The following is a 13329-nucleotide window of genomic DNA, read 5'->3' on the forward strand; positions in this document are numbered from 1 at the left end:
TATCAGTGCCCTCCATTATGATTAGGATCATTGGCTTCATTTGAGGTTTCATGGTGCATGTTGTTGCCCGAGTCGGCTGGCATTTCTTCATCAGTATGCTTGTCCATAAAGTGCACCGTTTTGAGCATGTACATGCCAGATGAGTGTTTAGTTACTTCAACATGCACCGCTATGCCTGTAGCAAACTGAGTCATATCAATATCGTCAGCAAGCATAAAGTTCATGGTCATTCCCATCATGTTAAACGCGTCTAATGGGCCATGGGTAATATTAACCATACGCTCATCTATCATCACCTCGTTTACTGTCGCGCTTGTCCAAGCACTTATATCTGCATCCTCTTCCATGCCCATTGCATTGTCGTTGCTATTAGGGGATTCTGCAGGACGCATGCGCATAAAATCTGACGTAATACTGCTTTCAGAATCTATTAAAAATTGGGCTGAGCTGACTATGACATCACCTTCTTGCAATCCACTGCTTATCTCTATTAGCTCATCAAAAACACGGCCCAAGGTCACGTTAATTGACTTGAATTTGCCATCTCCTAAGGCCAAGACAACTCGGTTGTTTTCTCCTGTACGGATAATAGTTTGTCCAGGTATCGCCAGCACTTTTGGATTGTTCTGTGTGCTTTGTGAATATGTTTGTATATCAACCGATGTAAACATATCCGGCTTAAGAGCTAGATCACTGTTATCCACTATAAAACGCACTTTCGCAGTGTGTGTTGTTGCATCTAATGTCGGATAAATGTATGCAAGCTCTGTCGTTATTTCTTTTGTAGGAAAATAATCACTCGTCACTGTGGCTGACTGACCAAGGGCGATTTTAGATAGGTCGTTTGCAAACACATCTGCTAATATCCATACCTTATCCATATTGGCGATAGACAACATAGTCGTGCTAGGTTTTACATAAAAACCGCTTTGGATATTGAGTTCGTTTACATAACCATTTTGTGGTGCATTGAATGTAATGGTTCGCTCAATTTTACGATCTAACTCAATTCTTTTAATCAAACTTGATGGTGCATTAAGTGCCTGTAGCCTTAATCTAGCTGCATTAATTAGCGCTTTATTGTTCTGCTCTATCGCAATTAAAAACTCTTCTTGAGCGTTGACCAAGCCAGGTGAATATAGCGAGTACAAGGCTTCGCCTTTCGCCACGTACTCCCCCTTAGAACGCACGGCTAATGTTTCAATCCATCCTTCTACTCTTGGGTGAACATGCACAATGGCGTCTTCAGCAAACGCCACTTTACCAATGGCTCTCACGCTTAGTTTGGGTGTTGTCATCTGTACGCTGGTAGTTTTTATCCCTAGGTTATTAATGGTGACCGGATCTATCTTAACTGTGCCCGGCGAATCATCGCCAAGCTCATTTGCAAAGACAGGCACTAGATCCATACCCATAGGTGACTTACCTGGTTTGTCTCGTTTAAAATTGGGATCCATAGGCGCAACCCAATACAGTGGTTCGTTGTCTTTTTCGCTGCTGTGCATGCTTTGTTGAGTATCGTTAAGCCCAGAGTTATGCCCAGAGTTAAGCCCAGAAAGCACACCTAATGGCGCAATTAAATATAAGCCAACACTCCCCAACAATATGCCAATACCCACTGCCAACGCGTGCTTGCTAATGCTTGCCTTATTCATATTCTGCCACCTCTGTATGTGCTGTACTTGCTAAAAAATAATCCATTTTGGATAGCGCAACGCGCTGTTTTACACGGATGTTTAGCATGGTAATTTGGGTATCGAGTTCATCAATTTTAGCTCTTACTACTTCTGCAAAATCACCGGAGTCATTGGTATAAGCATTAAGAGCCGCTTGAGCTTGTTGTTGTATTTGGGGCAATATTTGGTGTTGATATACTTGGGCACGTTCACGCAAGCCAATATATTCAACATAAGCACTTTGCAGGCTCGCCATGAGTTCTTTCATAAGCAATCGCTTTTCGGTACGAATGGCCTCAGTATGCAACTTGGCGGCACTCACATGCGCATCTTGAGCTGATGATGAAAACAAAGGCACACTAACACTTACGCCAATCGAGAAAAAATCTGCTCTGCTTTGTCCTTCTGGCGTGTCATCGCGCATGGCATAACTAGCATTAATGCCGTACTGCGCTTTGTAGTCTTGCTTTGCAATATCAATATCAACAGCGGTGGTACGAACGCGTTGTTCGCTTGCCAACATCAAAGGATGCTGATGTACTAATCGATAATACTCATGCGGCGAAGTCGCTATTACCTTGTGTAGCGCCTTATTTTGATGAGGCGTGATTGAGGGCATATGCTCGGGTAATTGAATATTGTGCTTGTTAGACAGCCACGATTGCCCAAAAGTAGCATTAGCATCGGACGTATATAAAAACTGAGATAGCTTTGCCACAGCAACTTGTTTTTGTGATTCAAGGGCGATGAGCCTGTCATTTAATTTGACCAGTTCAAGCTCAGCACGAATAATATCTTGCTGGTTGGCTTTACCTACTGACGATGCATAACTGGCAGCAACAATGTCGCCTAGTTTATTAAATAAAGGCTTGGCGTCATTCACCAACCTGTAATTTGTCGAGGCTTCGAAGGCTTGTAGCCACAAAGTGGTGGCTTGAAGGGCAATGTGTTGACGTCGATTTTCGCGAAGATAAGGTTGTTCAGTTGCCGACATACGATAGCGTTGCTCTTTGAGTGCCAGCGTATCGCCGCGCGGAAACATTTGCGAAGCACTCAACTTTAGCTGTGTCATGGGCTCTTGATCAAAGGCAAAACCATTGGTAGGCAAGTTAAGTAAACCTACACTAATAGTGGGATCAGGCATTGCCGATGCGCCTTCACTCAAACGTTCAAAACGGGATTCTATCAAACGGCTCTTTTTGAGCCAGTCATCATTATTTTGTGCCTGTGCGATAGCACTTTCTAGACTCAATTCGTTAGCTATCGAACTGACCGCTTCTTGATTTTGATTGTGTGATGGCAATCCTAGCGCTTTAAAGGAAACACCGATAATAAATAGCATAAAAGGAAATTGCAGAAGCATATTTCTGTGCAAAAAAGTGTGACAATGTAGACGCATTTTTGTATCTCATAAAAATATATACATACAAGTAAGCGTTAATGCTGGTGTTTGCGGTAAAAGACAAGAAATAATATTTACCCAACCCAAACGAAGCTACCCGCTTACGAAAATATAACTGGCCGGTTTCAAAGCTTTCGCTTTTATCAAGACCTTATGAGTAATTGCGTATTGGAGGGCGCTTAGGTTGTTGTAAAAAAGGTGTGTGTATTGCTGTCACTCTTTGTATTACAGGGTTTTCAGCTTGATGACTGGGTCTACTAAGTGGCTTTTCACTCGATAAATAAACAGACGAAGCAAAAGAAGCACATTGACACTGTGCATCACAACATGACGTAAGCGAACTGCTCATCATAGCCGGGTCACAGCAGTCCATTCCACCTTTGCTGTTGCCATCGTTAGCTTCTTCTATCATTGGCATTGTGTGCTCTACATTTGCTACATCATCAAGCATAGCCATATCCATGCCACAGTCTTGCATGGCTGGCGCAAACACATACGCACTGCCAACCTGACTGATTAACAGCATGGCAATGAGTGCGACGTAGCGGATGGAAGAAAATATATTCATAAACCCTAGTATAGTCCAATATTGTGACTTGAGTAAATATTGAAAATCAACGCGCCTTATCAACCTGCTTGTTTAAGCGACAAATAAGGCGACAAATAAGGATAAAAGTAAGGCGCGAATACATGGAAAACACGCTGGTTAATCACTTTTATTCATTCACAAACCAATGCCTTGTGCGATTAGCAAACCATACCAATGATAACATCACCGGCACCTCGACTAATACGCCGACTACGGTTGCTAATGCCGCACCAGAATGAAGACCAAACAAAGAAATTGCCACTGCCACAGCAAGCTCAAAGAAATTTGATGTGCCAATCATACAAGCTGGGGCCGCAACGTTATGAGGAAGTTTTATCCGCTTAGCCATATAATAAGCAATGGCAAAAATACCATACGTTTGAATAAGTAAGGGAATAGCAATTAGTACTATTGCCTCTGGCTTAGATAGAATAGTGTCTGCCTGGAATCCAAATAATAAGGTGACAGTCGCCAACAAACCCAATATTGACCATGGCTTCATCTTAGCAAGGAATGTATCTATTTTTGAATGGTCTGCGCCCTGATCTAGTTTTTTACGCGTGAGAGCACCAGCAACTAAAGGTACGAGTACATACAATACAACTGACAACAATAAGGTATCCCAAGGCACAGTAATATCAGTAACACCAAGCAGTAAACCAGCAATGGGTGCAAAGGCAAAAATCATGATGATGTCATTAATCGACACTTGCACCAAGGTGTAATTTGCGTCACCTTTTGTCATTTGGCTCCAAACAAAAACCATTGCGGTACAAGGTGCAACACCTAGTAATATCATCCCCGCGATGTATTCAGTCGCAGTTTGTGGGTCAACCCAATCTGCAAATAGCACTTTAAAAAACAACCAGCCAAGAAAAGCCATTGTGAACGGTTTTATCAACCAATTGATGACTAAGGTAAGCACCAAACCTTTCGGTTTTTTGCCTACATCTTTTATAGATGAAAAATCAATTTGCACCATCATTGGATAAATCATTAACCAAATGAGAACGGCCACAACAATATTAACATGTGCAAATTCAAGCGTTGAAATAACAGTAAACGCATCGGGCATAATTGAGCCGGCGATAATACCAACAATTATCGCTAAACCTACCCAAACTGATAAATATCTTTCAAACAATCCCATTAGTGTGCTCCTGCTTCAGCAAGCGCTAGTTTTAGACCAGGTTTATCTAAATTTTGTTTAGCAATAATTTCTAGTTGTTTTACGCGCTCTACTATTTGGTCAATACAGTGTAAAAATGCTTGTTTAATTTGCGATTCGTCACCTTCTATCTTTGATGGGTCGCTTAAGCCCCAATGCACTTTTAGGCTTTTGCCAAAATATAAGGGACAGGCTTCGCCTGCGGCCGAATCACAAACTGTCACCACAATATCAGGCTCAAAACTTTCAAAATCGTCCCAAGACTGGCTTATTAAGCCCTCAGTCGAATACGCTGATTCTGCTAGGTATTTTAACGATAAGGGATGCACCTCGCCAGCGGGCTGACTGCCTGCACTTTTGGCGACAATCAAACCGTTAGCTAATTGATTGGTGATGGCTTCCGACAAGATACTTCTGCATCTATTGTGCGTACATATATATAATATTTTCATAGTCATGTTCTTAATTAACAGCAGTTGATTGTTGAAGATTGTGATGCCATTAGCTTATTTAATGCATCGTTAAAATATAAAGTATTGTTTGCAGCCGCTTCAAAAATGACACCTTGCGCCCACTGTGGTAGCTCAGGATGAAGTTTGTAAAACACCCATTTACCGCGCCTTTCATCCAACAAAATGCCACATTTACGAAGTTGGGCAAGGTGGCGTGAAGTCTTGGGCTGGTCTAGTTCAAGCGCTTCCATCAAGTCGCAAACGCAGGCTTCACCTGTTTTCGCAATCAATAGGAGTGTTTTTAACCTAGTGTCGTCGGCCAAGCATTTAAAAAATGTACAAGGGTTCATATTTCACATTCGATTTATTACATATGTGAAATATCGCATATGTAATATCAAATGTAAATGGCAATTTATTTTGGTGTTAATTTGATTGCAATTCAGGATTTTTCGGTTCACATTTTTAATGTTTAGCTACGCTGGTAAATTCAGGCGTAAAATTCAAGTTTGTTATTGTCTAGGGTCATTAATTGCATGAGTTTTGGGTGTACAAAAAGCTTTTCTTTACCCTTATTTAGCTCTCGCAGTACACCAATGTCGACCAGTTGTTTTAAATATACAGATGCGGTTTGGCGTTTAGCAATATCTTTATCAACTAGGTTAGCGATGCGGCAATAAGGTTGTTCAAAAATAACTTGCACCAACTCAAAACTGTAGATTTTAGGTAATTTTGCCTTCATAAATTCACTCGTATGTTCGATCAGCGCATTAATTGCTGCTATTTTCGCTGTAGTCCATTTCGCCATTTCGCCTACGCCCTTTAACATGTAGATGATCCACGTTTGCCAGTCGCCATCTTTAGTAACGCCGTTAAGCAATGCGTAATATTGCGCTTTATTCTGCACAATGTATCGACTTAAATACAAAATTGGCAGGGTTAACAGGTCTTGTTCTATCAAATAGAGAATATTTAATATGCGACCAGTGCGACCATTGCCGTCATGAAAAGGGTGTATGGCTTCAAACTGATAATGACTGATTGCCATTTTAATGAGCGGATCCAAACCATCGTCAGCATGCAGAAATTGCTCCCAGTTGCTGAGTAAATCACGGATTTGCTTTTCACCCACTGGTGGTGTGTAAATAATTTCACCTCGGCTTGGGTTTGCAATAACAGTACCTGGCACTTTGCGTACATCCATTTGAGTGCCTTTTAAGGTACTACAAATCTCTATTGCTGTGCTTGTGCATAAAGGCCGATTTGTTAGTCGGGTAAAGCCTTCATTTAAGGCAGTTCGGTAACGCAAGGCCTCTTTGGTAGCTGGATCGGCCTGACTATCCTCCTGAGCATGCCGAAACAACTTATCTGACGTGGTAAGAATGTTTTCAATTTCAGAGCTGTCTTTTGCCTCTAAAATAGGTAAAAGGTTAATAAGTAGGCCTTGATTGGGTAATAATGCTCCGGCCTGCTTAAGTTCAGCCAAAGCGGCACGGGCAGGAATACACGCTTTAAGCACAGCAACTGAGTCAGCTATCTCTTGTGCAGGTGGCAAGGGTGGAAGTTGGTTGAACGGGACATCAGCCTGCCAAGTCATGTTTATTTTATCCTACTTTATCGACACAAAGTTAGTATATGTCGATGTAATCGACACGTAAAGAACTTATGTCGATAAAATGAATATATATCGACACAACTTATTAACATGTATATAAATTTAAATTTTATATACATGACTAACCCTATATGTATACTTTTTTGGGCTTTCTATACATAAGCTTTATATTTAGAATTTAACTCAGGTGTAAACTCAACATTCTGATAAAGCGACTTTCTTAAGGCCGGCTAATGTATAAGCCCATCTGAACTACTGCGTAGTTTAAGCCCAAAGCGCATCGCTCAATTCTTCTAAAATGACATCAAGCTGATTAACCAATCATAATCGAGCGTAATTATATATCTTCATTCTTATCTGAGTGAGCCGACAGAGTTAGACTCATATTGACAGTTTTGAAAAACCAATAATTTGTATTTTAAAGTAACGAGAAGATAGTGCAGTGTGTTCTATATCGACTCCAAACGATCCCAGAGACTAAATAAAACAACTCAAATTATTAATTTAAAGAGATAATTTGGCGGAGAGAGAGGGATTCGAACCCTCGTTAGGTTTAACCCTAAACACACTTTCCAGGCGTGCGCCTTCAGCCACTCAGCCACCTCTCCGTAATTCTTTCTGCACTGTCAGTTGGCTTGAATGTACTAACTGACAGCGGCGCGTATGTTAGCAAACACGTGAGTGGTTGCAAGTAAAGTTTGCGCCTTATTTATTTCCTATGCATTGCCTTTTAACTGCACCTTAAGCTCTGCGGCAAAATTTAGCATTCTATTTAGCGGCATCATCGCCCGTTCAGCCAAGGCAGATTCTACAAATATCTCTTTACCTTGAGGTTGAATAAGCGCTTCTTTAAGCGCTTGTAAGCCGTTCATTGCCATCCATGGGCAGTTAGCGCAGCTTTTACATGTAGCACCCTCTCCTGCCGTTGGGGCAGCAATCAAGGTCTTGTTTGGTGCCAACTGTTGCATCTTATAAAAAATACCTTTGTCGGTTGCCACTATAAACTCTTCGTTGGACATTTCGCTGCACGATTTTATTAACTGCGAAGTCGAACCCACTGCATCGGCCATGCTCACTACACTCGCGGGTGACTCTGGGTGCACCAATACAGCTGCATTGGGGTGTAAGTGTTTAGCTTTTTGCAAAGCTTTGGCCGAAAACTCATCGTGTACAATACATTCCCCATTCCACATTAGCATATCGGCGCCAGTCTGCTTTTGTATGTAAGCGCCTAAATGGCGATCAGGACCCCAAATAATCTTTTTGCCTTGGCTGTCGAGATGCTCAATAATTTCCAGGGCGATACTTGAGGTCACAACCCAATCGGCACGCGCTTTAACCGCTGCAGATGTATTCGCATAAACCACCACAGTGCGATCAGGGTGTTGATCACAAAATTCACTGAACTCTTTTGCTGGGCAACCTAAATCAAGTGAACACGTTGCCTCTAAAGTTGGCATTACCACGGTTTTTTCGGGGCTCAAAATTTTTGCTGTTTCACCCATAAATTTAACACCGGCTACCACTAGATGTTGTGCCTTATTATCGCGTCCAAAGCGTGCCATTTCGAGTGAATCTGATACGCAGCCGCCAGTTTCTTCAGCCAGTGCTTGAATAACAGGGTCAGTATAATAATGCGCCACCAAGACTGCATTATTACTCAGCAATAAGGCTTTAATATCGTTTACTAAGCTTTTTTCATCTTGTGAAGACAATTTGGCTGGTTTTTTCGGAAACGGAAAGTCGTAAGGGGCAACACGCTCAGCAAGTATGAGATCTGGAGATGTTGAATGGTCAGTTACAGTGGTATCTAAGGCTGTGTTGTTCAAGGGCATTTTCACTAAGTTCATAAAGTCACAAACAATGAATAAGAGGTCGCATGAATAAAGGTCTGAATAGTATAGCATTATTATAGACAAATGCTGATCAGATACACTTTATAAAAATCTAAGTGGTGGGTCGTGCTGGATTCGAACCAGCGACCAATTGATTAAAAGTCAACTGCTCTACCAGCTGAGCTAACGACCCTCAAAGATTTTGGTGCTTGCATGAGAACTTGCGATAGTGGTGGGTCGTGCTGGATTCGAACCAGCGACCAATTGATTAAAAGTCAACTGCTCTACCAGCTGAGCTAACGACCCTCACATCACAATTGTCTTGAGCAAAATGTCTTGTTAGAAACGTATCCTCACGACGGGCGCATATAATACTTAATTCGCGACAAGGTGCAACCAATAAATGCAATTTTTAAGATTTATTTACTGTAAAAATGGCGATACTAGCGCATGAGGCTAGAGAAAAAACAAAACTGGCTATTAATTAGCCAGTTGTTGTTGTGCAAGTCTTGCTGGTGTGCTGTTTGGGTATTCATTAATGACTTGTTCGAATAAGCTAACAGCAGCACTTAAATTGCCGCCCGACTTTTCGATAATGCCTAATTTTAATAAGGAATCCCCACGTTTGGGCGAATCGGTAAATTTATTTACTACTGCCTCAAACTCCACTTTTGCAGCGTCATACTCTTGTTGGTTATAAAGCAATTGCCCCAACCAATAGTGTGCATTTGCGCTTAGTTCAGAATTTGGATATTTAGATAAAAAATCTTCAAATGCAGGTACTGCGTTTACATAATCTTTATCTTTTAATATCAAATTAACCGCCGCTTGATATTCTGCTTGTTCATTACCCGTATTGGCAACCGGCACCGACTGGCTTGGGTTAATACTGGTGATATCTTTTTGCAAACCGTCAGTGCTTTGCTGCATAGTTGCAAAACGCTTATCTAGCTCTAAATACAACTCGCGTTGACGCTCTAGTAACTTTTCAAGTTGATGGTTATGTAACTCTATTGACCCTTTAATAGTATCAATATCGTTTTGTAATTCATCTAATTGGCTTTGCATACGCAATTGCGCATCGGTTCGTGACTCAACAATACGCTCTATAATCGCTAAACGGTCGGCAAGGGCACCGTTGCTAATACTCTGTGCAGCAACGCTTGGGCGCGACAAGTCTTGTGACGGCGGCGGTGGCGTAGATTGCGAGTTGCTTAAATCAACAACAGGCGCTTGCGCAAGGCAAGCACCTGAATAAAACAATCCACCAATTAAAAGGAGTAGTTGTTTTTTCATCTATTACTGATAAACCACTACACCACGACGGTTTTGCTGCATGGCAAAATCAGACGTACCTTGTACCGCTAATTTCTCTTCACCATAAGAAACAACAGAAACCTGTGAACCGCTAACTCCGGCATTGGTAAAGAATGTTTCTATAGCTTTTGCTCTGCGCTCGCCCAAAGCAATGTTGTACTCAGGTGTACCGCTGCTGTCACAGTGACCTTCAATTACAATGCTTTGACCAGGGTTAGCCGCCAAGTAACGAGCGTGTTCTCTAAGTACCGACATAAAATCAGACTTGATAGTAGATTTGTCAAAGTCGAAGTAAATAGTGTTCTTCTGCTTAAGCGCATCTAATTCAGCCGCTGCTCTGTCACGTAAATCGGCTAAGCGTTTTGCTTCAGCAACTTCTACAGCTTTTGCTTCAGCTGCTTCACGCGCTAAACGTGCTTCTTCAGCCTCTGCTGCTTCTGCTGCCGCTACACGGTTTCTTTCCGCTTCGAGCTCAGCTTCTGAAGGGCCAGACTCACAAGCCATTAGAGTGGTTGCCGCTAGCGCAATGATGATGGTTCTTAATTTGTTATTAGTAAGCATTTTTAATCCTTAATTGTAATACATTTATTTATAATAAAAACGGTGACCAGCTCGGCGATTTTATCTGTCCTTCTTTGGCAGGTAAAAGCGCTTTAAAGCGCCCATCTAGGGAAACCAGTGATAAAACCTGATTACCTTCATGAAGGGTGCTGTAAATAATCATACTTCCATTGGGTGCAATACTTGGCGACTCGTCTAATAAAGTTCGAGTTAGCACCAACATATTACCAGATTCCCGATGTTGTCTGGCTATATGATAATCGCCTTTTGTTCTATTTACGACCACTAAATGCGAATTATCGGGTGTTATTGACGCTCCAAGGTTCATATCCCCATCAAATGTGAGCCTTTTGGCACGTCTAGTGTTTAAATTTACTTGATATATCTGCGGTTTTCCACCCCGTTCGCTAGTAAAAATAATACTTTTACCGTCTGGGGCCCACGTTGGCTCCGTATCTATAGCCCTGTGTCTTGTCACGCGTCGTAATTCGCGGCTATTTAAATCCATCACATAAATTTCTGGATTACCATCTTTCGACAAGACCATTGCCAATTGTGTACCGTCTGGCGAAAAGGTGGGCGCGCCGTTTATACCAGGAAAGTCGGTTATGCGGGTTCGTTCACGTGTGTATATGTCTTGAATAATAATTTGTGAACGTTTTTCTTCAAAGCTAACGTAGGCTAATTTATTGCCATCGGGCGACCATGCAGGCGACATTAATGGCTCTGGTGACGACAATAAACGGGTTTCGTTTGCACCATCATAATCGGCTATGTAAAGCTGGAAGGGCTTAGCAACTGTTTGGCGGTCTTTAACCACAACGTAAGCAATACGCGTTAAAAATGCGCCTCTCTCACCGGTTAAGCTTTCGTATACCGTGTCAGAAATCATATGCGCATATTGTCTAAACTGATCGCCCGTAATTTCTTTTTCGCGCGAAACAACTATATGATCATAATTAAGTACAAGTTCGCCATTAACCACCGTTCGGGATTCGCCACCTGTTATTTGGGCGCGTAGCACATCGATTAAGGCATAATTCACTTTATAATTATCAGGGCCAATTGGCTCTATGCTGCCCACTAAAACAGTATCAATGCCCTTATCAGCCCATGCAGCATAATCAACGTCTTGGTCACTAGTTGGAAATTGTGGCATGCTCGACAGACCTACCGGGCTAAATTTGCCACTGCGCTGCAAGTTACTGGTAATAACGTCAGAAATATCTTCGGGCAATACGGTGCTACCGGTCCATTTAAACGGCACAACCGCAATCGGCCGTGCGTTATTCATACCTTCAGTAATAATAATGTCGATACCTTGGGCATGGCTGTTAAAAGAGATACTTAAACATGACAAAAACACCAAACTACCACTGAGTAACATTTTATGAGCACTCTGTTTTTTATTGGCAAGCATGAAAGACAGGTTTTTAACAATAGCTCTCATTAAAGTCGCTCCTATTATTTTAGATATCATTGAGAGGTGGGCCTCATTATAAAGGTTATTGGATTCATTTGTTTGTACACTGCGGGATCAGGCGACATGGGTAAACTACTTAATCGTAAAATGGTTGACTCAGTCTCGCGGCAAAGTGCCTGATTACCTTCTAATATAGTAACTTGTAGCACCAGGCCATCAGGCGCTAGCCTCACTCTTAAATTGCACGCAGCATCTTTAGAGAAGCCATCAAAATTAATTCTTCTGCTAATGGTTTGCGTAATCAATGATTGATATTTTTGCACCTCAGTTAACACTTGTTGCTGCTGGGCCGAGGCCATGGCCGCTTGCTCCGCTTTGAGCTGATCTGCTAATGCCTGGTCTAACTCGCGCTGGCGTTTTTGTAGTTCTTCTTTTTCTCTCTTTTGGCGTTCTAATTCTGCTTGCCTTTGGCGTTCGCGTTCTAGTGCATTAACGCGCTCTTGTTCGGCTCTTGCGGCATCTTCGCGTTTTTTACGCTCCACTTGTTCGCGTCGCTTACGCTCTTCGTCTCTTTTTTTTCTAGCCTCTTGTTCTTGTCTACGTTTTTCTTGCGCACGTCTTTGCGCTGCGGCTTCGGCTTGCGCTTTTTCGCGCTTTTTTTGCTCAATCACATTACTGTCAACAAAGGTTGCCTGCACTATGTCCAGCGGTTGTTCTTGGGCCGCTGGTGTATTTGCTGCAAATACTAGAGGTTTGTCAGAAAAACTAAAGCTGACCAATAGCGAAATTAAAATCAAGCCGTGCAAAGACACCGACTTAATAATAGCCGGCCGCATTATAGATTTTTTACCGCTGCCTTCTTTCCTGCTATTCATCCGGGTCAGTCATCAAACCTACAGACGGTACACCAGCTCTTTGCAATAACACCATTAAGTCGACAACTTTTTCGTAATCCACTTTGCCGTCACCGTTCACTACAACCGGTGTGGCTGGCGCAACTTCTAAACGGGCTTTTACTAAGTCTGCTATATTTTGCGCTGCCATTGCCGCCTGCGGACTGTCAGCCACATTTAAATAGTATAAGCCTTCAGCGTCGACCGACACTATCATCATTTCGTCTTCTTCAGTTTCTATGGTTTGCGCCTCAGCTTTGGGCAGGTCAACTTTTACCCCTTGCGCAACGACCGATGCGGTGGCCATAAAAATAACCAATAACACCAACATAACGTCTATGTATGGCACAACATTGATTTCTGAAACAGGTTTACGTCGTTTACGAATAAACATGATT

13 protein-coding genes and 3 tRNA genes are annotated in these 13329 nt (G+C 42.2%); all 16 read right to left on the minus strand.

Features of this window, described 5'->3' with window-relative positions; translation table 11 throughout:
• Nucleotides 1-2: 2 nt before the first annotated feature.
• The 16 genes from RM552_RS07410 to tolR all read right to left on the minus strand — a co-directional run bounded on the left by RM552_RS07410 (nucleotide 3) and on the right by tolR (nucleotide 13325).
• Complete coding sequence (locus RM552_RS07410) at nucleotides 3-1655, minus strand: efflux RND transporter periplasmic adaptor subunit (protein WP_311368126.1); 1653 nt, start codon at nucleotides 1653-1655, stop codon at nucleotides 3-5.
• Nucleotides 1648-3018, minus strand: a complete 1371-nt coding sequence (locus tag RM552_RS07415) for a TolC family protein (RefSeq protein WP_311368127.1) — start codon at nucleotides 3016-3018, stop codon at nucleotides 1648-1650. Before RM552_RS07415 ends, RM552_RS07410 begins: the two co-directional genes overlap by 8 nt.
• A 211-nt stretch (nucleotides 3019-3229) precedes the next feature.
• On the minus strand, nucleotides 3230-3646 hold the full coding sequence (locus tag RM552_RS07420; RefSeq protein ID WP_311368128.1) for a hypothetical protein: 417 nt from the start codon (nucleotides 3644-3646) through the stop codon (nucleotides 3230-3232).
• 148 nt (nucleotides 3647-3794) lie between these two features.
• On the minus strand, nucleotides 3795-4817 hold the full coding sequence (gene arsB, locus RM552_RS07425) for an ACR3 family arsenite efflux transporter (RefSeq protein ID WP_311368129.1): 1023 nt from the start codon (nucleotides 4815-4817) through the stop codon (nucleotides 3795-3797).
• Complete coding sequence (locus tag RM552_RS07430) at nucleotides 4817-5287, minus strand: arsenate reductase ArsC (RefSeq protein ID WP_311368130.1); 471 nt, start codon at nucleotides 5285-5287, stop codon at nucleotides 4817-4819. The genes arsB and RM552_RS07430 overlap by 1 nt, the downstream gene beginning before the upstream one ends.
• 14 nt (nucleotides 5288-5301) lie before the next feature.
• On the minus strand, nucleotides 5302-5637 hold the full coding sequence (locus RM552_RS07435) for a metalloregulator ArsR/SmtB family transcription factor (protein WP_311368131.1): 336 nt from the start codon (nucleotides 5635-5637) through the stop codon (nucleotides 5302-5304).
• A 140-nt stretch (nucleotides 5638-5777) separates the two neighbouring features.
• Complete coding sequence (fic, locus tag RM552_RS07440) at nucleotides 5778-6884, minus strand: protein adenylyltransferase Fic (protein WP_311368132.1); 1107 nt, start codon at nucleotides 6882-6884, stop codon at nucleotides 5778-5780.
• Between the two features lie 536 nt (nucleotides 6885-7420).
• A tRNA-Ser gene (locus RM552_RS07445) sits at nucleotides 7421-7510 on the minus strand.
• Nucleotides 7511-7618: 108 nt separating this feature from the next.
• A complete protein-coding gene (nadA, locus tag RM552_RS07450; RefSeq protein WP_311368298.1) occupies nucleotides 7619-8737 on the minus strand; it encodes a quinolinate synthase NadA in 1119 nt (372 codons plus the stop codon).
• A gap of 117 nt (nucleotides 8738-8854) precedes the next feature.
• A tRNA-Lys gene (locus RM552_RS07455) sits at nucleotides 8855-8930 on the minus strand.
• Between the two features lie 37 nt (nucleotides 8931-8967).
• Nucleotides 8968-9043, minus strand: a tRNA-Lys gene (locus tag RM552_RS07460).
• 174 nt (nucleotides 9044-9217) lie between these two features.
• Nucleotides 9218-10033, minus strand: a complete 816-nt coding sequence (gene ybgF, locus RM552_RS07465) for a tol-pal system protein YbgF (protein WP_311368133.1) — start codon at nucleotides 10031-10033, stop codon at nucleotides 9218-9220.
• Between the two features lie 3 nt (nucleotides 10034-10036).
• Nucleotides 10037-10615: an OmpA family protein gene (locus RM552_RS07470; protein WP_311368134.1), complete on the minus strand. Its 579-nt coding sequence runs from the start codon at nucleotides 10613-10615 to the stop codon at nucleotides 10037-10039.
• A gap of 28 nt (nucleotides 10616-10643) precedes the next feature.
• The gene (gene tolB / locus RM552_RS07475; protein ID WP_311368299.1) at nucleotides 10644-12002 is read right to left on the minus strand and encodes a Tol-Pal system beta propeller repeat protein TolB; all 1359 of its coding nucleotides are present in this window, start codon (nucleotides 12000-12002) and stop codon (nucleotides 10644-10646) included.
• Nucleotides 12003-12091: 89 nt separating this feature from the next.
• A complete protein-coding gene (gene tolA, locus RM552_RS07480; RefSeq protein WP_311368135.1) occupies nucleotides 12092-12913 on the minus strand; it encodes a cell envelope integrity protein TolA in 822 nt (273 codons plus the stop codon).
• Nucleotides 12906-13325 carry a protein TolR gene (gene tolR / locus RM552_RS07485; protein WP_311368136.1) on the minus strand — a complete coding sequence of 140 codons (420 nt, stop codon included), beginning with the start codon at nucleotides 13323-13325 and terminating at the stop codon, nucleotides 12906-12908. Before tolR ends, tolA begins: the two co-directional genes overlap by 8 nt.
• Nucleotides 13326-13329: the final 4 nt, after the last annotated feature.

This window comes from Glaciecola petra (assembly GCF_031846345.1).
GTDB lineage: Bacteria > Pseudomonadota > Gammaproteobacteria > Enterobacterales > Alteromonadaceae > Glaciecola > Glaciecola petra.